At 57.3% G+C, this 18,397-nt stretch carries 18 protein-coding genes; 2 read left to right on the forward strand and 16 right to left on the reverse strand.

The annotated features are described in order from the left end of the window. Positions 1–13 precede the first annotated feature (13 nt). The 8 genes from FEU76_RS03945 to FEU76_RS03980 form a co-directional block, all read right to left on the reverse strand. Entirely contained in the window at positions 14–472 is a 459-nt protein-coding gene (locus FEU76_RS03945) for a tellurite resistance TerB family protein (protein ID WP_144980523.1), read from the reverse strand. 5 nt (positions 473–477) lie between these two features. After that, entirely contained in the window at positions 478–1,500 is a 1,023-nt protein-coding gene (locus FEU76_RS03950; RefSeq protein ID WP_144980526.1) for a nucleoid-associated protein, read from the reverse strand. A gap of 35 nt (positions 1,501–1,535) precedes the next feature. Beyond that, the gene (locus FEU76_RS03955) at positions 1,536–2,297 is read right to left on the reverse strand and encodes an ABC transporter permease (RefSeq protein WP_016915096.1); all 762 of its coding nucleotides are present in this window, start codon (positions 2,295–2,297) and stop codon (positions 1,536–1,538) included. Next, complete coding sequence (locus FEU76_RS03960; protein ID WP_039175192.1) at positions 2,294–3,238, reverse strand: ABC transporter ATP-binding protein; 945 nt, start codon at positions 3,236–3,238, stop codon at positions 2,294–2,296. The genes FEU76_RS03955 and FEU76_RS03960 overlap by 4 nt, the downstream gene beginning before the upstream one ends. A 58-nt stretch (positions 3,239–3,296) precedes the next feature. After that, on the reverse strand, positions 3,297–3,575 hold the full coding sequence (locus tag FEU76_RS03965; protein ID WP_039175191.1) for a peptidylprolyl isomerase: 279 nt from the start codon (positions 3,573–3,575) through the stop codon (positions 3,297–3,299). A 51-nt stretch (positions 3,576–3,626) separates the two neighbouring features. After that, the gene (locus tag FEU76_RS03970; RefSeq protein WP_235263841.1) at positions 3,627–4,700 is read right to left on the reverse strand and encodes a serine hydrolase; all 1,074 of its coding nucleotides are present in this window, start codon (positions 4,698–4,700) and stop codon (positions 3,627–3,629) included. A 106-nt stretch (positions 4,701–4,806) separates the two neighbouring features. After that, on the reverse strand, positions 4,807–5,991 hold the full coding sequence (locus FEU76_RS03975; protein ID WP_260851349.1) for a DUF1624 domain-containing protein: 1,185 nt from the start codon (positions 5,989–5,991) through the stop codon (positions 4,807–4,809). Between the two features lie 147 nt (positions 5,992–6,138). Beyond that, entirely contained in the window at positions 6,139–6,435 is a 297-nt protein-coding gene (locus FEU76_RS03980) for a hypothetical protein (protein ID WP_039175189.1), read from the reverse strand. A 431-nt stretch (positions 6,436–6,866) separates the two neighbouring features. Here FEU76_RS03980 and FEU76_RS03985 point away from each other — a divergent pair, with 431 nt between their 5' ends. Further along, complete coding sequence (locus FEU76_RS03985; RefSeq protein ID WP_144980529.1) at positions 6,867–7,808, forward strand: exopolyphosphatase; 942 nt, start codon at positions 6,867–6,869, stop codon at positions 7,806–7,808. A 95-nt stretch (positions 7,809–7,903) separates the two neighbouring features. Here the strand turns inward: FEU76_RS03985 and FEU76_RS03990 are convergent, their stop codons facing one another. The 5 genes from FEU76_RS03990 to FEU76_RS04010 all read right to left on the reverse strand — a co-directional run bounded on the left by FEU76_RS03990 (position 7,904) and on the right by FEU76_RS04010 (position 14,569). After that, on the reverse strand, positions 7,904–9,649 hold the full coding sequence (locus tag FEU76_RS03990; protein ID WP_144980532.1) for an IlvD/Edd family dehydratase: 1,746 nt from the start codon (positions 9,647–9,649) through the stop codon (positions 7,904–7,906). A gap of 59 nt (positions 9,650–9,708) precedes the next feature. Further along, positions 9,709–10,716, reverse strand: coding sequence for an L-arabinose ABC transporter permease AraH (gene araH / locus FEU76_RS03995; protein ID WP_144980534.1), 1,008 nt, complete (start codon positions 10,714–10,716; stop codon positions 9,709–9,711). Between the two features lie 44 nt (positions 10,717–10,760). Beyond that, positions 10,761–12,254, reverse strand: coding sequence for an L-arabinose ABC transporter ATP-binding protein AraG (gene araG, locus FEU76_RS04000; protein WP_144980536.1), 1,494 nt, complete (start codon positions 12,252–12,254; stop codon positions 10,761–10,763). Between the two features lie 26 nt (positions 12,255–12,280). Continuing rightward, a complete protein-coding gene (locus FEU76_RS04005; protein ID WP_144980538.1) occupies positions 12,281–13,270 on the reverse strand; it encodes an arabinose ABC transporter substrate-binding protein in 990 nt (329 codons plus the stop codon). 69 nt (positions 13,271–13,339) lie between these two features. Next, complete coding sequence (locus tag FEU76_RS04010) at positions 13,340–14,569, reverse strand: aldose epimerase family protein (RefSeq protein WP_144980540.1); 1,230 nt, start codon at positions 14,567–14,569, stop codon at positions 13,340–13,342. 130 nt (positions 14,570–14,699) lie between these two features. Between FEU76_RS04010 and FEU76_RS04015 the strand changes: the two genes are divergently transcribed. Then, entirely contained in the window at positions 14,700–15,653 is a 954-nt protein-coding gene (locus FEU76_RS04015; RefSeq protein ID WP_144981484.1) for a LysR substrate-binding domain-containing protein, read from the forward strand. An 11-nt stretch (positions 15,654–15,664) separates the two neighbouring features. On the opposite strand, the gene FEU76_RS04020 is transcribed toward FEU76_RS04015, so the two are convergent. From FEU76_RS04020 to FEU76_RS04030, 3 genes are all read right to left on the reverse strand, one after another. Continuing rightward, positions 15,665–16,591: a Gfo/Idh/MocA family protein gene (locus FEU76_RS04020; RefSeq protein ID WP_144980542.1), complete on the reverse strand. Its 927-nt coding sequence runs from the start codon at positions 16,589–16,591 to the stop codon at positions 15,665–15,667. A 50-nt stretch (positions 16,592–16,641) separates the two neighbouring features. Next, positions 16,642–17,412, reverse strand: coding sequence for a FadR/GntR family transcriptional regulator (locus tag FEU76_RS04025; RefSeq protein WP_144980545.1), 771 nt, complete (start codon positions 17,410–17,412; stop codon positions 16,642–16,644). Positions 17,413–17,476: 64 nt separating this feature from the next. Beyond that, the gene (locus FEU76_RS04030) at positions 17,477–18,388 is read right to left on the reverse strand and encodes a DMT family transporter (RefSeq protein ID WP_144980548.1); all 912 of its coding nucleotides are present in this window, start codon (positions 18,386–18,388) and stop codon (positions 17,477–17,479) included. Between the last annotated feature and the right edge of the window lie 9 nt (positions 18,389–18,397).

An 18,397-nucleotide genomic window follows, 5' to 3' on the forward strand; every position in this document is an offset into this window, starting at 1 on the left:
CTCCTTGAAGCGTTTAAGAGGCGGAATCCGGGCGTTGGCTGAGCTTGCTGCGAATGAAATCACTGTGGCTGACGTGCAGGAGGTCGGCCAGGCGGCGAATGCGGTGCTCTTCCAGCGGGTCCAGCGAGCCATCGGCCCAGGCCACCTGCCACATCATGGCCACTACCTCCAGGCGCTGCTCATAGCCGTAGTGCTGTTTGATCAGGCTGACGAACTGGTAGTGGTCCACGGCGTCGTCCACTTCTGCCTCCGCCAGGCGCATCAGTTCGGCCACTGCCTGCTCATCGAGGCGATAGCGCGTCATCAGCATGCGCTGCATGGCGGCGCGCTCGGCCTCGCTCTGCTCATAGTCGGCCCGCATCACTTCGCACAATAGCGCAGCACAGGCGAGCTCCAGGGTCAGGGCCTGGTCGTCGCGCTGCTCCGGGGCCGACAGCGTCCGCTGAAAGAAGCTTTGAGTCGCGTCCAGCACGGCAATTACTCCTTGCGTTTGGCCAACTGCTCTTTGAGCTGTTTGGGCACCTGCTTGATGATAAGACGGTCCTGCGCGGCATCGTACTCGATGCTGGAACCCAGCAGGTGCGAGTCGAAGCTGATCGACACCCCACCCGCTCGGCCGGTAAACCGGCGGAACTGGTTGATGGTGCGCTTATCCGGCGGAATCTCCGGAGAGAGGCCGTAATCGGCGTTGCGGATATGGTCGTAAAACGCCTGGGGCTGCTTCTCGTCCACCAGCTCGGAAAGCGCTTCCAGCGTCATGGGTTCGCCACGGCGCAGCTGCTCGTTGGCGTAATCCACCAGGGTGTCGGTTTTTTCACGGCTGGCGTCTTCGTCCAGGTCCTCTTGTTCGACGTAGTCGCTGAAGGCCTTGAGCAAGGTGCGGGTTTCTGCCGGGGCATCGATGCCCTCTTCCATGCCCAGCAGCGCCACCAGCCCATCGGAGAGCTTTTTGGCACCACGGTCCTTGAGGAACGAGACGTACTGCGTCGTGGCATCCGCCCGTTGCCACTGGGTGAGGTTCACCCTGGCCGCCAGCGTCAGCTGGCTGGCGTTCAATTGAGCGGCTGGCACGGCCTGATGAGCCTCATTGAAGCCGATCCCTTCCCGCTGATGGATCAAGCCGAAGAATAGGGTATCCGTATCCCCCTGGCGAAGGTGCGCCGTCACCAGATAACCACTGACCGACAGCTGCTCCTGCAGCGTTTGCGCAAGGCGCTCGGCCAGGGCGTTGGCCAGTTCGGCAAAACCTTGTTCGGTGCCCGAAGGGTCAGCGGCAAGATAGGCGCTCAGCCAGGCTACCAGCGGCCCTGCCTGCTCCCCCTGCTCGGCAAACCGCCCCCACCCCTTGGCCTTGGTGTTGTAGGTATCGTTGAGGGTGTTGACCAGGCTGGCCATGACGGGGTTGTCGGCCTCGGCGGGTGCCGGGGGCGGCGTCACGGTCAGGCGCTCGCCATCCAACGAGGGCTCCAGGCGGTGCACGGCACTTTGCAGTAGCGGCATAAGCAGGCGTTACCTTTGCAGAAAAACGTGAAACGTCAGGGCTTCAGCCGGTATCCGGTGCGGAAAATCCAGGCAATGGTGGCCAGGCTGACGGCTAAAAAGAACAGGATCATCGCAATACTGGCGCCCACACTGACATCACTGATGCCATAAAAGCTCCAGCGAAACCCGCTCACCAGGTACACCACGGGGTTGGCCAGGGTCACGGTTTGCCAGAACGGAGGCAGCATATCGATGGAGTAGAAGCTGCCCCCCAGAAACGTCAGCGGCGTAATCACCAGCAGCGGCACCAGTTGCAGTTTATCGAAACCGTCGGCCCAGATACCGATGATGAACCCCAGCAGGCTGAACGTGACGGCGGTGAGCACCAGGAAGGTGAGCATCCAGAAGGGATGGGCAATCTCCAGCGGCACGAACAAGCCCGAGGTGGCCAGGATGATCAAGCCCAGCAGAATCGATTTGGACGCCGCCGCCCCCACGTAGCCGATGACGATTTCCAGATACGACACCGGGGCCGACAATATCTCGTAGATACTGCCGGAGAATTTGGGAAAAAAGATGCCGAAGGAGGCGTTGGAGACGCTCTGGGTGAGCAGCATCAGCATGATCAGGCCCGGTACGATGAAGGCGCCATAGCTCACCCCGCCGATCTCGCTGATGCGCGAACCAATCGCGGCCCCGAAGACCACGAAGTAAAGCGACGTGGAGATGACCGGCGAGACGATGCTCTGGAGCAGGGTTCGCCGAGTACGCGCCATTTCTGCCATGTAGATGGCCCGAATGGGATAGAGGTTCATGCGCGCTCCTTGACCAGATCCACGAAGATGTCTTCCAGAGAGCTCTGCCGAGTGTGCAGGTCCTTGTAGGTAATGCCCTCTTTTTCCAGCTGCGCCAGCAGTGACGAAATGCTGCGCCCCTCGGCCTGATGCTCTTCCTGGCGACCATCGTAGGTGTACACCAGCTCGTGCCCATCGGCCGCCAGGCTCAGTGCTTCATTGGCCAGTGCTTCCGGCAGCGCTTGCAAGGGAGTGTGCAAGTGCAGGGTCAGCTGCTTGCTGCCGAGCTTTTTCATCAGCGCGGCTTTCTCTTCCACCAGCACGATCTGACCACGATTGATGACCCCGATGCGGTCAGCCATCTCTTCGGCTTCTTCGATGTAGTGGGTGGTGAGGATGATCGTGACGCCGTCATCGCGCAGCCCGCGTACCACTTGCCACATGTCGCGCCGCAGCTCGACATCGACGCCTGCGGTGGGCTCATCCAGAAAAAGAATACGCGGTTCGTGAGACAGCGCCTTGGCAATCAGCACGCGGCGCTTCATGCCCCCCGAGAGGGTCATCAGCCGATTATGGCGCTTGTCCCAGAGGGCGAGTGACTTGAGCACCTTTTCGATATGCGCCGGGTTCGGCGCCTTGCCGAACAGGCCTCGGCTAAAGCTGACGGTGTTCCAGACGGTTTCGAAGGCTTCGTTGGTGAGTTCCTGGGGCACCAGGCCGATACGCTCGCGGGCTTGCCGATAGTGGCGAACGCTATCGAAGCCATCCACCAACACACGGCCTTCACTGGGATTCACCAGCCCGCACACCACGCTGATCAAGGTGGTCTTGCCGGCGCCGTTGGGGCCCAACAAGGCAAAGATTTCACCGCGCGCGATGGTCAGATCGACACGGCTAAGCGCTTGAAAGCCTCCTGAGTAGGTTTTGTTCAGGCCTTCGATGGCAATGATTGGGTCGTTCAAGGCGTGCTCCTCACACCGCGGCGGGGACGCCGCGGTGCTTTACGGGCGCTGGGCGCCCTTAGCTGCGGCTGGTGATTTCGAGCAGGTGGTAGCCAAACTGGGTCTGTACCGGGCCATGCACGGTATTCAACTCACCGCTGAACACCACCTTGTCGAATTCAGGCACCATCTGGCCGGGGCCAAAGCTGCCCAGGTCGCCGCCCTGACGGCCAGAGGGGCAGCTGGAGTGCTGCTTGGCCACGTCGGCAAAGTCACGGCCGTTTTCGATCTCTTGTTTCAGTGCGTTGCACTGCTCTTCACTGCTTACCAGAATATGACGTGCGCTAGCGCGGGCCATGGTCAACTCCTTAATATTCAACCTGATAACGGTTCAACCCAAAACGGCTGGTCAGTTTATCACGCCGCTGTCGTGTAATGCTTCACCTACGCGGGTCAACGCCTGCTCGTGGGCACTCAGCGCCAGCGGGCCACGGCTACAGGCGACGATGACCCAGTGTTGCGGGGTTGCGCCATCGCGGGTGGCGATGCCCGCATCGCAGCTTCGGCGGTGCTGGGTGCCGGTCTTGTGAGCAAACGTCACTTCGCGGCCCATGCCACGCTTGAGCCGCTGTTCGCCAGAGCGGGTGCGCTGCATGACCTCCAGCAGGGTTTGCCGCTGCTCGCGGTCGAGGTCGTCCATGCCTCCGTGGTGCAGGCTGGCCAGCAGGTCGCCATAGGCACGCAGCGTGCCGACGTTTTCACCACTGGCTTCGTAGGCATCGAAGGCGCTGTCGTAGTCTGGCTGCGCGAAACTGCTGGGCGATACCCCGAGCGTCCGGGCCAGCGCCGCGGGGCGCTGGCCAAGCCTGTGCTGGCGAAGCGCCATGAAATCGAGCCCGCCCAGCTGGCGGGCCTGCGGGTGCAGCTGGCCGTACACGCCCTGGCGCACACCCACCAGCAGGCTGATGGGCCCCAACTGCTCGGGGTGCCCGCCGCTGGCCGCAACCATGGCCCGAGCACGGGCGTTGACCTCGGCAAGCCCCACGCGGTTGATCAGCATGTCCGTGGCCGTGTTATCGCTGACCGTCACCATCTGTTCCAGCAGGTAGCGGATGGAAATGGGCGTGCCAGGGTCGTGCCAGTTGACCGGCCCGGCGCCATCCACGAAGTCGCTGCGCGAGAGCGTGATCCGTTCATCCAGCGACAGCGTGCCCGCCTGGCGCTGCGCCAATACTTCCGCGGCCACCGGGACTTTCACCAACGACGCAAGATACCAGGGGTCATCGGCACGCCATGAGTACGCTTCGCCGCTCGTCAGCTGTTGCACGTAGACGCCCAGCTCGCCACCGAATGCCTCTTCGATGGCCGCGATCCGGGCATCCAGGCTGCCCTGCCAAGGGCTCTGCTTGTCGACTTCGTAGTACCAGTTCGTCTCATAACCATGCGCCTGCCCGTGAGTCTCTGCCAGCACGACCGGCCCCATCGGCAGCAACGCGCCCAGCACCATACTCAACCACCAGCGTTTGAAACGTCTCAAACCTTGCCTCCCCATCTACGGCTTACCGTTGCACTGCCTATTCTCGTACAGGCTATTTATGTTGGACCACCCAGCGGGTCAGCCCTATCCATAAGGCGGCCCCCAGAATCAACAGCCCGCCCACGCCGAGCACCTGTGGATAAGAGAGAACATTTTCGGCCCCCAGCAAAAAGCGCAGCACCAGAAAAATCATCACGATGTGAAATATGAAGGCCTTGAGGGCATCGCTGCCCACCACGGTCAGCGGCAGCAGCACCTTGGCTGCCATGGCGCCGCCTGCCAATGCCAGGCCCAGTAGCACTAGCGCCCCTCCGACGCTGAACAGCATGAATTGCAGCCCTGGCGGGTGCTTGCCCGCATTGTTGGCAATCGCCAGCATGGCGGCATCGACATCTCCAGCGCTGATGGCCAGGCCGTAGAAACCGGCCACCATCAGCGCCCCTACCACGACCAATACGCCGACCAAACGGCGGCGCAGCGCCACATCGAAGTAGCAGCGCAGCAGGGCCTCACCCATCAGCAACCCCGCCAGCACCAGCGGTGCCCGGCTCAGTTGGCCCCAGGTGTAGTGGTCTTCATGATCCACCAGCAGCGCCTTGAGAATATTGTTTCCGCCGAAGCTCAGCCCTTGAAGCCAGGCCGAGAGCGCGGTCAGCCCCACAATGGCTCCGAGTCGTGCCCACAGAGGTGTTCGTGCCCACAGGGGGAGCAACAGCGGCACCCATAACAGGGCAATGGCATAAAATCCGAGGATTTCGACCCAGATGGCAAAGCGGCCATACAGCAGAGTATCGACGATGTCGGCGGGGGAGTAGTAAGGCAGCATCTCGACGATGGTCAGGGCCTTGTACCAGAACCACACTTCCAAGGCGCGCACCCAAAGCTTGAGGCGCCTTTTGGGCCAATCCTCGCTTTGGGTATGGGCCAAAAAGGCCACCGCCAGGGCAATACCGAACACCAGAATGAACAGCGACGATGAAAACTTGGTGATGAAGTGAACGGGGACCATGCCCCAGTCCGGTACGTTACGTATGCCGACCAAACCACTCACCGCATGGCTGACGATCATCAGCCCGATGGCGATACCTCGTGCCAGGTCGATGGCTTCGATACGCCCTTCGGCGCGAGGCAGCTGGGGAAGCTCTTTCCAATTCAACACGTTGGGCACGTCCTTGTTATCGTGGTCAGGGTCATAGCGGAGGAATTTTATGAAGATGCGTCTCTTACCATAGCGCATTCACGCGCATTTCCCTTCCACGCTTCGCCCCTATGACAGCCCCTATGACACGATAGCCCAAACGCAACAGCGCCCCGCAATTGGCGGGGCGCTGCGTGGCTCATCCTTGAGCCGAAGTAGAAGTTACTCCCTTAAGCGGCCGTGGGATTACCAGCCAGAATCGTCTTCCTCTTCAGTCTCCCACTGATCCTGCTCTTCTTCTTCCTCTTCATAAGTGAATTCTTGCTCTTCCTCTTCGTACTCGGTGGTCACACCGTCGTTGGTGGCACCTTGCTCTTGATCAGCATCGAAAGAGTTGAATGAGCCTTGATCATCCTGCATGGTTTCTTCCTGCGGCGCAGTGGGGTGCTCTTCATGCTCCTCCATTGCGAATGCCAGCGGGCTGGCTACCAGGCCAAATGATACACCCAGAATACCGAGTTTCTTCAGAGCTTCCTTTTTCATGGTCGTGCCTCCTAATGGCGTTTCTTTCGTTCAGTTCGGCGTGTTACGCATCTAACAACGTTTCATCTTCACGATCGATAAGAGCGGCGTGTCGTCCTGACATTCATGCTTGCCGTTCTTGCCTAGAACATTGCACCCCCCATGCCAGCCTGCGCCAGAAAATCTTTAAATCACTAGATTTCAGTAGCTTATAAAAAATTCCTGCATGCCAACGCGTCTCTTCTATAATATTTAATTAGTTTTTTATTGTTTACCTCTGACACATGAGCCCCTGATGCTCACGCCCCGCTGTAACACTGCTCACTTTAACTAGCCAGTGCTACGCCTCGCCGAAGCGTTGGTAACCGGGGTTGCAAGAGCGGAAAGGTTTATTTTAACCCGCGTTCACTGCTGGTATCGTTCAGATACCGATCACCGTGAAGAGACTACAAATGCCTACGCAACAGACATCCACGTTTCGTTTGGTTACCCGCAGCGATTTTGATGGGTTGGTATGCGGCGCACTGCTCAAGCATCTGGGGCTGATCGATGAGATCACCTTTGTGCACCCCAAAGACATGCAGGATGGCAAGATCGAGATCGATGCCAACGACATCACCACCAACCTGCCTTATGTGCCCGGCTGCCATCTGGCCTTCGATCACCACCTGAGCGAAACCGTGCGTAACGTCGAGCGTGCCGACAACCACATCATCAATGCCGACGCCCCTTCTGCGGCACGCGTCGTGTGGGAATATTACGGTGGCCACGAGGCCTTCCCCGCCCGCTGGGACGACATGATGGAGGCGGTCGATAAAGGTGATTCGGCACAGTTCGATCGCGACGAGATTCTCGACCCGCAAGGCTGGGTGTTGCTGAACTTCATCATGGACGCGCGCACGGGGCTGGGGCGCTTCCGCGACTTCCGTATTTCCAACTACCAGTTGATGATGAAGCTGATCGATTACTGCCGTGAGCACACCATCGACGAAATCCTGGCTTTGGAAGACGTTCACGAGCGCACCGCGCTGTACCGTGAACACGCGCAACTGGCCAAACAGCAGATCGAACGCTGCGCCAGCGTACACGGCAATCTGGTGGTGCTGGACCTGCGCAACGAAGAGACCATCTATGCCACCAACCGCTTCGTGATCTACGCCATGTACCCCGAGTGCAACATCTCGATCCATGTGATGTGGGGCCTCAAGCAGCAGAACACCGTGCTGGCCATTGGCAAGTCGATCCTCAACCGCTCCAGCAACACCAATGTGGGCGAGCTGTGCTTGAGCTACGGCGGCGGCGGCCACCTGAATGCGGGCACCTGCCAAGTCGATAATGACCAGGCGGAAAGCGCGCTGGCGGAGATTGTTGAGAAAATAAGGACAGATGGGTAAATATCAAAAGCCGTCTTAATTGAATAACAGCTCAAGATATCCCCCGACAAATAAATAGGGAGTGTGACCACTCCCTATCCTATCAAGTGATTACTTTAGTGCGAATGTCGCGGTACGTCAGCACCTCGACAACCTACCAGAAAGTCGAAGTCGCAGCCTTCATCCGCCTGTAGCACTCGTTCAATATAAAGCTGGCGGTAGCCTCCCTGGCTAGCAATCAATGTTGAAGCAGCAGTGGGGTCGCTGTCGGCAAGCCGCGATGCTAACTCTTCGTCGCTAATATCCAAATGCAGCCGCCCGCCAGCACAATCAAGTTCAATCCAGTCACCGTTGCGCACCGCAGCCAAAGGGCCTCCAGCAGCAGCTTCGGGTGCTACATGAAGCACGACGGTGCCATAAGCGGTGCCACTCATGCGGGCATCGGAAATGCGCACCATATCGCTAATTCCTTGGGCGAGAATTTTGGGCGGCAGCCCCATATTACCCACTTCCGCCATGCCGTGATAACCCCGCGGCCCACAGTGTTTCATGACGAGAATATCGTTAGCTTCCACCTCCAAGTCCGGGTCGTTGATGCGTGCCTTGTAGTCATCGAAATCTTCGAATACCACCGCGCGACCGCGGTGCTGCATCAGTTCGGCAGTGGCTGCCGAGGGCTTTAGCACCGCGCCGTTGGGGGCCAGATTGCCCTGCACCACGCAGATGCCACCATCCACTGTGAGCGGGTTATCCAGCGGGCGAATCACCTCGTCGTTATAGAGCGGCGCGTTCTGGACGTTCTCCCATAGGGTTTTGCCGTTGACGGTTAACGCCTCTTTAAAGGGTAGTCGATCGGCGTCACCCAGGCGTTTGAGTACGGCAGGTAGGCCACCGGCGTAGTAGAACTCCTCCATCAGAAAGCGCCCTGAGGGTTGCAAATCGACCACCGTGGGTGTACCGCGGCCGACACGGCTCCAGTCGTCCAGGGTGAGATCGACACCAATTCGCCCGGCGATGGCTTTGAGATGAATCACCGCATTGGTCGAACCGCCGATGGCGGCATTAGTGCGGATGGCGTTATCGAAGGCTTCCTTGGTGAGGATTTTGGACAACCGTAGGTCTTCATTTACCATCTCGACAATCCGGTTACCGGAGAGATGCGCCAGCACGTAGCGGCGCGAGTCCACCGCCGGAATCGCGGCGTTATGGGGCAGCGACGTACCCAATGCTTCCGTCATACAAGCCATGGTAGAGGCAGTACCCATGGTGTTACAGGTACCGGCAGAACGTGACATGCCTGCCTCAGCGGCCATGAAGTCGTGCAACGAAATCTCACCAGCCTTAACCTGCTCGGATAGTTTCCAGACCACAGTACCGGAACCAATATCCTGCCCTGTATGTTTGCCGTTGAGCATTGGCCCACCGGATACCACAATCGTAGGGATATCGCAGCTCGCTGCGCCCATCAGCAGCGCTGGGGTAGTTTTATCGCAGCCCACCAGCAGCACTACTGCGTCGATCGGGTTACCGCGAATGGCTTCTTCCACATCCATACTGGCTAAATTGCGAGTAAACATTGCCGTGGGCCGCAGGTTGGACTCACCGTTAGAGAAGACGGGAAACTCCACCGGGTAGCCGCCGGCTTCCAACACGCCCTTCTTGACGTGCTCGGCCAGTTTGCGAAAGTGCGCATTGCAGGGGGTCAATTCCGACCAGGTATTACAAATACCGATGATTGGCTTACCCTGAAACTCATGGTCTGGAATACCCTGATTTTTCATCCAGCTGCGGTACATAAAACCGTTTTTATCGGTGGTGCCAAACCACTGTGCAGAGCGTAATGGGCGCTGACGATCAGACATGAATAAGTCTCCGTACTAACCGGGAATAAAGTGGCAAAAAGGGAGTAAAGCGTTAAGCGTCAGGCCCGCTGACGACGGGTCTGTTTCCAGCGGTCAAACATCACCGCCAGCAGCAGAATCGCACCGCGCACCAGGTACTGGTAAAAGGTCGGGACGTTGAGCAGGCCCATGGCGTTCTGGACACAGCCCATGATCAGCACCCCCACCAAAACGCCGGTGATGGTGGCAACACCGCCCGATAACGCCACCCCACCCAGCACACAGGCGGAGATAACCGCCAGTTCCAGCCCCATGGAGGTGTTGGGATCGCCCAAGCCCATGCGTGAAGCCAGTAGCACCCCGACAACACCCGCTACGACACCCTGCAAGCCGAAGACAATCACTTTCAGGCGCCGGACGTTTACCCCCGCCAGCGCAGCGGCTTCCGAGTTTCCCCCTGTCGCCAGCACATTGCGGCCAAAGGCGGTCATGTTGAGTACTACTCCAAAAATCACAAAGCAGGCCAGCATGGTCCAGACTGGTAGCGTCAGGCCAAGAAACGAGGCGCTGCCCAGATCAAAGAAGCCTGGCACGGTGATCATCACCGCATCGCCGCCGGAGGTGATGTAGGCGAGCCCGCGCACGAACTCCATGGCGGCCAGGGTCGCAATGAGTGAGTTGATTCCGAACTTGGCGATCACCAAACCGTTAAAAACCCCCACCGTGCCACCGGCCAGGACGCCCCCCATCACACCGATAAATACGCTTCCAGAAGTCGTGGTCACCACAGCGGCAACGACACCAGCAAAGGCCACCGTGGAAGCCACCGAGAGATCCACCTCACCTAGTGCCAGCACCAGCATCATGGTGGTTGCCAAACTGCCGATCAGAGTGATCGACAGCAGCAGCCCGACCATATTGCGGCCAGTCAGAAAGCCGGGAATAAAGACCGACAACGACACAAACAGCAGTATGAAAATCGCAATCAGGCCAGACGTATCGAGTAGCGTGCGCAGCGGCTTGGCAAGCCCTTGCCGACCCGCCGGACAGGCAGGTAATTCACCTTGGGTTACATCATTGGTTGTCATGGTTAATATCCTGAACCTATGTTCTGAAAAGTGGCCATTTATAGTTAGGCAGGCAGCGCCAGCCCCAACAGGCGCTCGGGGGTTGCCGACTCCCGTGACACCACTTCCACCAGCTCACCGTCACGCATCACGGCAATGCGGTCGCAAATGGAGCTGACTTCGGCAAGGTCGCTGGAGATCACCACCACGCTTTTACCCTGCTCAGCCAAATCGTAGAGCAGCGCGTAAATATCCCGCCGCGCCCCCACATCAATTCCACGTGTCGGCTCATCCATCACAAACAGATCAATCTCTTCAGAGAGCCAGCGGGCCAGGATCACCTTCTGCTGATTCCCCCCGGAGAGCTTGCCGATGGGTGCCCGGGGCCCTGGCGTTTTTACACTGAGCTGCCGGATATAAGACTCTGCGTTACGCCGTTCGCGACCAGGATGACGGAATACGCCCCAGCGTTTATAAAAGCGTCGACAACTTATATTGAGGTTGTCGGCCACGCTGGCGACGGGAAAGATGCCTTGGGATTTGCGATCTTCCGGGCACATGGCAATACCGGCACGGATAGCTTCACCGGGGCTCTTGAAGCGCCGCGATTCGCCGTTAAAGGTCACAGTACCCGCTTTGGGTGACTCAACGCCGCACACCAAACGCAGTAGCTCACTGCGCCCGGCGCCGACCAAACCAAACAGTCCAAACACTTCACCGCGTTTGACGGCAAAGCTCACCGGCTTTTTAAGGCCGCGCCCTTGGATGCCCTCTAAGTTCAAGACCACATCGCCCTGCTCACGGGTGCGATAGCCGTACACATCGTCGATATCGCGGCCGACCATTTCGCTAACCAGCAGGTCGTGATTCAGCTCAGACATGTCCTCATGGGTACGGATATGCTTGCCGTCACGGAAGATGGTCACCGCATCGCACATTTCAAACACTTCCTCCATGCGGTGGGTCACGTAGAGTACCACCCGGCCTTCATCGCGCAGCCGATTGACGATGCGCTTAAGCTGGCGGATTTCTTGGATGGAGAGACTGCTGGTGGGCTCATCGAAGGCGATGATTTTGGCGTCGCGGAGCAGCGCTCGGCCAATTTCGATCATCTGCTGCTGGCCAATGGAAAGCTCGCGTACCTTGGTGGAGGGATGGATGCTTCCTTCCCCTAGGTCGGCGAGGATCGCTAAAGCCCTTTCCCGTAACTCGCGGCGGTTAATAAAACCACTCCGCGTGGGCAATTGCCCCAGTAACAGGTTCTCAGCCACCGACATATTGGGCGAGAGAGTCAGTTCCTGGTAGATGATCGAGACGCCTTCCCGAAGTGCCTCGCGAGCGTTACCGAACACATGGCGCTGACCATTGATCCATAGCGCACCCTCCGCCACGCGGTTAACGCCACTCAGCACCTTGAGCAGGGTGGATTTACCCGCTCCGTTCTCTCCCATGAGCGCATGCACCTGGCCAGCGTGAGCGGCAAAGCTCACACCATCCAGTGCCCGCACACCAGGAAAGACAACGCTAATCCCATCGAAGCGTAGATATGGATCAGACATATGTGAGCACTCCTGCCATTAGCTGGTTACAGACCCAGTGCCGCACGCACTTCTTCCCAATTGTCGCGAGTCATCAGCGTGCCGGAAGTTTCGGTATTTGCCGGAGGCTCCTGATCTTCAGCAATCCAAAGGTAGAGGTCTTCAGCCGTCTGGCGACCATGCATGGTGGAGCTGACCGCCACAGTGCCGTAAAAGCCTGTGGGATTGTTGCGGGAAAATTCGGCAAAGGCCGCGCCTGAACCGTTGATGCCCACCCCGATCACGTTGTCGGCTGCCAAGCCATACTGCTCGGTGGCTCTGACCCCACCCAGAACGCTCTCCTCATTCAGGGCATAGATGACCCAGTGAGCAAACTCTCCACGTTGGGAGAGTACCGGCGCTGCAGCTGAGAATGCGCTGGAGGTATCGGTACTCTGTTGAGGTGCATCGAAGATATTCGCTTCAAGAAAACCTGATGCCAGCAAAGCCTGGGTGGCGCCATCAGTACGCTCGACGGCAGTGGGTAGCTCATTATTGGTAATACGCAGCGCGGCGACTTCTTCAGGGTTCCAACCTCGTGCTTCTATCTCAGCGGCGATTGCCTGGCCTACCTGCTGACCAATCCTGGTGCCCGACATCCCCAAGTGCGGTACGCCTTCCATCGGCTCGCCACTAGAGGTCACGAATTGATCATCTACAGTAATCACCTTCATACCGTACTGCTCGGCACGGTTCATGATGGCAGACCCAAGGCGTACATCAGGAGGGCATATCACAAATCCTTGGGCTCCTTGGGCGTAGAGGTTGTCGATTGCGCTAAGCACCTCCTGCCCATCCTTGCCACTCATCCGCACTACGTCGAACCCAAGCTCTTCACCACGCTCGGTGGCCGCTCGCTGCTCGTTGATAAACCATGCCTGTTCGGGCTGCTTGACGATAAAGCCGATTTTCACATCCTGCGCCTGCACTGAGCCCAAAGAGGCCAACATGATCGCGCTGCCCAGGGCTAAACGGCTAAATGCTGTTGTCAATCTCATTGTTCTACTCCTGCTGTTTTTAGCGTTGTTTTTATGGCTATCTCAGTTTTTATGACGACCCCATTGGGGCTATGCCCCAAAGTCTTGCTGTGCCGAAAAGCGGTATACTGTACGCGAGCGGTACGTATCGCCGGGCGCTAGAATCGTGCTGGGAAATGCGTCCTGATTGGGAGAGTCAGGATAGTGCTGGGTTTCCAGGGCAAAGCCCGAGCGGTGCTGATAAGCTTGGCCCTGTTTGCCAGTCAGGTCTCCAGCAAGAAAGTTACCCGAATAGAATTGGATGCCTGGCTCGGTCGTCAAAATCTCCACCATGCGCCCACTTTGCGGCTCCCACACTTTGGCAGCCACCACGAGTTCCTCTGCACCAGCGCTATCGCGGGCGAGCACAAAGTTGTGGTCATAACCGCCGCCGAAAGCGAGCTGTTCGTTGTCTTGCTCGATGCGTTCACCCATGGGTGTCGCCTGGGTAAAATCGAAAGGGGTGCCATCTACCGAGCGGAGCTCGCCAGTGGGAATCAGTCTGTCGTTGATCGGGGTAAACTCAGCGGCGTTGATCATCAACTGATGATCAAGAATGGTATCGCTACCCTCGCCTTTTAGGTTGAAGTAGCTGTGCTGGGTCAGGTTCACAGGAGTGGCTTTATCGGTCACCGCCCGGTAGTCAACCACCAGTTCATTATCATCGGTCAGGGTATAGATGACTTCGGTTTCCAATCGTCCGGGATAGCCTTCCTCGCCATCCTCGCTGATATAACGCAATACCAAGCCAGTGCCTTCATCGTTTTCAAACGGTTCGGCCTGCCACAACACTTTGTCGAACCCCTGCTGGCCACCGTGCAGGTGATTGTTGCCATCATTGCTCGCCAAAGTGTACTGATCCCCATTGAGAGAGAATTGACCATTGGCAATGCGGTTGCCATACCGCCCGATAATGGCGCCGAAATAGGGATTGGCTTGCCGGTACGCATCAGAAAGGTAGGCCTCCAGAGAGTCAAAGCCCAGCGCGATATCGTCAAAATCACCCGCCATATTGGGGGTTTTCAATGACAGGATAATGCCGCCATAGTTGGTGACCTGAAGCTCAATACCATTGCTGTTGGTCAGTCTGTAAACATCGACCTCACGGCCATCGGGTAAGTGACCAAACAGGGACTTCTGAATAGCACCGTTGGCGTTGGCGTCAGGCGTTGATGCAGAACCGCTCTGCGATTGCGCAGTGTTTAGTACAAGGGCTGCCACAGCCGCACTGAGCAGCAGCGGCGACCACACTTTAGTGAGTGGATGATAGACATGAGACATCGGCGTTCTCTTTGGAGATATGGTTATTATTGTGTTTGTACAGTAGAGAATTCCGTCATAACCATCCAATATACAAATGCATCACTATCTATATGCTTTCTATTATCGACAACAAGAAAAGGCTTATGCCATGGGCGTTCTTGACGAGAACTGGTTTTTAAACGTGCGACTAAAGTTGCGTCATTTTCAGCTATTTTTAGCGCTGGATGAGCAACGCAACCTGCATCGTGCTGCGGATCAACTCAATATGAGCCAGCCCGCCGCGTCGAAACTGCTCAGCGACCTGGAAGCCAGTTTGGGTATTCGGCTATTTGATCGTCACCCTCGCGGGTTAACTCCCAACTGGTACGGCGAGATCATGATTCGTCATGCTCACAGCATGATCTCGGCGTTACACCACACCGGCGAAGAGCTAAATGCGCTAAGGGAGGGGAATGCGGGCACGGTGACCGTGGGTACCGTGATGGCCCCGGCGGTGACGCTGCTCACCAGCGCTATCGAACGGGTGCATAGAGAGCGACCCGGACTAAAGGTCAGCGTGGATGTGGACGTCAGTAAAGTACTGGTACCGCGATTACTGGAAGGCGAACTGGATTTCGCCATTACCCGTATTCCTGCCGGAGTCGATGTCGAACGCTTTGTGTTTGAAGAGATTGGCGAGGAAGAACTCTGCTTTGTCTGCCGCAAGGGCCATCCATTAACGAACAAAGCGCCACTGAGCCTGGCGAGCATGGCAGTTTACCCTTGGTCGCTACAGCCTACAGGCGCACTAATGCGCCAGCGGGTCGACAGCCTGTTTTTGCACCATCAGGTAACGCCGCCCAGCCAAACCGTCGATACCGCTGACCTGCTGGTGTCGCTCGCCCTAGTCGACAAATCCGACACCATCACGGTAACTACCCGCGAAGCCGCTGACCTGCTATGCAACCCACAGCGTTTTCACCTATTGCCCTTCAACGAGACGCTTAGCGTGCAGCCATACGGTTTAGTCAGCCTACGCCACCAGCGGCTCTCCCCTAGTGCCGCAGCATTAATGAGCACATTGAGGGAGATTATTGCCCTTAACGCGACTGGCTTAACGTAACCGAGTGGCATTTACTCGATAAACGCCTCGATCACCTCGCGGTGGCCGTATAAAAACGCATCGGCCACTTGACGAAGTGGCGCCACATCCACTTCGCCACGGCCATGGGCTACCAGCTCGGCAAAGTGCGCATAGAGGCCTGGGTATTCACGCTCTTCGGCATCAACAATCACGTCATCGTCGATCGTCAGTCGGCATCCGCCTTGAGTAAGGCTCAAGCGGGCACCATCGGTATCAACATGGATATCCCAAGTTTGCGGGCCAGTCTGGCGAAAATCAAACGCCGCCTCAATTTCCGCACCTGTTGGGTCGGTAAAGGAGAGATCCGCTGCAATCGGGGTTTGCGCATTACTGGGCACCAGCAGCCGTGCCTGTTGCAGAAAAAATGGCTGGGGCAATATAGCGGTAGCAATGGAAAGCGCATTGATGCCGGGATCAAAAACGCCCATACCGCCGGGCTGCCAGATCCAGGCTTGGCCGGGGTGCCATAACCGAACATCCTCTTTCCACTCGATGTTGACACGTTGAGCCTGGCGCTCACTCAACCACTGCTTGGCGTGGGCAACACCGGGGGCAAAACGTGAATGCCAAGCGGCAAACAGGCTAACGCCGTGTTCGGTAGCAAGCTCGGCCAAACTTTCCACCTCGCTCAACGTCGCCCCAGGTGGCTTCTCAAGCAGCACATGCTTGCCACGCAGTAGCGCATTTCGCGCTTGGGAGTAACGTAGGTGCGTTGGCGTACAAATCGCCACCGCAGCGATTTCAGTGTGTGCATCCAGCATGGCCTCCAAACTCCCATAGGACGGAACATCATCCACTGAAGCATTGGGGTCGGCGGTGGCGACGAGATGGCAGTGAGGAGACGCAGCAATTGCCGGAAGATGCTGATCACGGGCAATTTTGCCAACACCCACAAGACCAATCGTTATGTCTGACATGCGCTTGCCCTGTTCAAAGTTAACAATCAATTGCGGGAGATTTATTAAACCTAGCGCTTTGTGGGAGGAAGTTCCACACCACGCCCCAATGAGCTTGTACTATGCTCAAGCCCCAGTGCCTCTGCTGTACCCGCTAACACCGCCTGGGCAGCCTGGAATGCATCACGAGGGCGTCTCAGGCGGATGCTTTCCATCAACTGGCGATGGCGTTCGAGACTCTCTTCTGGATCAGAGGCGCTCTCGTTAGACATTGAGACCAGCAAATAGATGGAAGGCCGCAAAATATGTGATAGCTGTGCCCAGACAATATTATGGGTTGCTTTGAAGATAGCCTCATGGAATGCAATGTCACACTCACTGTGTAAGCGGCGTTCTTCTTGGCAAGTAGCATTCCGCAAGTTCTGGCCTAAGCCTTCAAACGCCTCTTCAATGGCCACGAGATCACGCGCCTTAGCGCGCTTTGCTGCCGTCATCGCCACATAGGGCTCAACATCAAGACGAAAAGCAAGGATTTCTCGCTGAATATTCGGGTTAGGTGCGGCGTAACGTGTAAGCCAGTCAGTCACCTGTACATCAAGGATATGCCACTCTGAATACTCGCGAACTTTAGAGCCATGGCCAGAAATACGTTCAATAATACCCGCCTCCACCAGTTGGCGTAGGTCGCTGCGCACCGCTGAGCGGTTGACAGCAAAACGCTCACATAGATCCACTTCACGCGGCACAAAGTCCCCAGGACGGTAGCGCCCGCCGAAGATCTCCTCGGCGAGATATTCGGCGATACTGGGACGAGTCGCTGGCTTGATAAGAGATGACGTCACTACGAAAAGTCCCTGGTTCAGTTTTGGCCAATCATAACGTACTAGTTTAGTCTTACGGTAACCGTCACGGGGGGACGGAACCATCGCGCAGCCTCAGCTCCAGTCGACGATCATAAAGCCCCTTGGCAAATAGCGTACCCAACACCAAGGTGCCGCCCACCATTGCCATCGGCGCTGGCTGCTCAGCAAGAATCCACCAAGCCAACAAAGTACCAATAACTACTTCCAGCAATATCAGCAGCCCTACTTCAGCGGATGGCAGATAAAGAGGTCCGCGCTGCAACAGCGTGACTCCGCAGGGGACAATAAACAGGCACAACAGAATCATGACGGCAAGCTGATTGGCAGCTGGCAATGAGTTATCACTTCCCATCAGCCAAAACATCCCTGCGACGATGCCAACAAGGAAGCCGCTAAAGACCAACATTGGGCTCATGTCCACACCCGGCCGAGTGCGGCAAAGGGTGAAATTAACCGCTAGTGTCGTGGCCGCCATTAAAGCAAAGCCGTTACCAATCCAAGAGCCTGCACCTGCATCATCCAAAGCGATCATGGAAATACCCACCATACACAGCAAGATGGCCACCCAGGTTCGACGGGGCAAGCGCTCCTTGAGGATAACCCAAGATAACGCTGCGGCGATCAGCGGCGAGCTGGCCAATATCATCAGCACGTTGCCTGCGCTGGTGTATTGATTACCTAGCACAAACCCACAAGTCGTCAAGCTGAAAAGTAACGCTACGGCAATACCTATCCAGCCACAGCGGCGATAAGCTAACAGAGTATTGCGACCATAGCGCAGCAGAGCAATCATCAGAAAACCTAAGCTAGACAGGAAGCCACGCCACATCAAAATTTCAGCGTCGGGGAGATCCGCTATCTTGATAAGCAGCGCATCGGGGGCCATGATCAATGCCCCACTGCCGGTCAATAGCAGCCCTTGCTGGCGATGCGATAAGAAACTCACCAGACCCATTTGGTGCTT

The organism is Halomonas sp. C22, from assembly GCF_007655045.1.
GTDB lineage: Bacteria > Pseudomonadota > Gammaproteobacteria > Pseudomonadales > Halomonadaceae > Vreelandella > Vreelandella hamiltonii.

Excerpts from the sequence above, each read along its gene's own strand:
- araG (WP_144980536.1), bottom strand. The coding sequence starts at position 12,254 with ATGTCTGATCCATATCTACGCTTCGATGGGATTAGCGTTGTCTTTCCT.
- FEU76_RS03955 (WP_016915096.1), bottom strand. The coding sequence starts at position 2,297 with ATGAACCTCTATCCCATTCGGGCCATCTACATGGCAGAAATGGCGCGT.
- FEU76_RS03970 (WP_235263841.1), bottom strand. The coding sequence starts at position 4,700 with ATGGGGCCGGTCGTGCTGGCAGAGACTCACGGGCAGGCGCATGGTTAT.
- araH (WP_144980534.1), bottom strand. The coding sequence starts at position 10,716 with ATGACAACCAATGATGTAACCCAAGGTGAATTACCTGCCTGTCCGGCG.
- FEU76_RS04015 (WP_144981484.1), top strand. The coding sequence starts at position 14,700 with ATGGGCGTTCTTGACGAGAACTGGTTTTTAAACGTGCGACTAAAGTTG.
- FEU76_RS03980 (WP_039175189.1), bottom strand. The coding sequence starts at position 6,435 with ATGAAAAAGGAAGCTCTGAAGAAACTCGGTATTCTGGGTGTATCATTT.
- FEU76_RS03990 (WP_144980532.1), bottom strand. The coding sequence starts at position 9,649 with ATGTCTGATCGTCAGCGCCCATTACGCTCTGCACAGTGGTTTGGCACC.
- FEU76_RS04030 (WP_144980548.1), bottom strand. The coding sequence starts at position 18,388 with ATGGGTCTGGTGAGTTTCTTATCGCATCGCCAGCAAGGGCTGCTATTG.
- FEU76_RS04005 (WP_144980538.1), bottom strand. The coding sequence starts at position 13,270 with ATGAGATTGACAACAGCATTTAGCCGTTTAGCCCTGGGCAGCGCGATC.
- FEU76_RS03985 (WP_144980529.1), top strand. The coding sequence starts at position 6,867 with ATGCCTACGCAACAGACATCCACGTTTCGTTTGGTTACCCGCAGCGAT.
- FEU76_RS04010 (WP_144980540.1), bottom strand. The coding sequence starts at position 14,569 with ATGTCTCATGTCTATCATCCACTCACTAAAGTGTGGTCGCCGCTGCTG.
- FEU76_RS03950 (WP_144980526.1), bottom strand. The coding sequence starts at position 1,500 with ATGCCGCTACTGCAAAGTGCCGTGCACCGCCTGGAGCCCTCGTTGGAT.
- FEU76_RS04020 (WP_144980542.1), bottom strand. The coding sequence starts at position 16,591 with ATGTCAGACATAACGATTGGTCTTGTGGGTGTTGGCAAAATTGCCCGT.
- FEU76_RS03965 (WP_039175191.1), bottom strand. The coding sequence starts at position 3,575 with ATGGCCCGCGCTAGCGCACGTCATATTCTGGTAAGCAGTGAAGAGCAG.
- FEU76_RS03975 (WP_260851349.1), bottom strand. The coding sequence starts at position 5,991 with ATGCGCTATGGTAAGAGACGCATCTTCATAAAATTCCTCCGCTATGAC.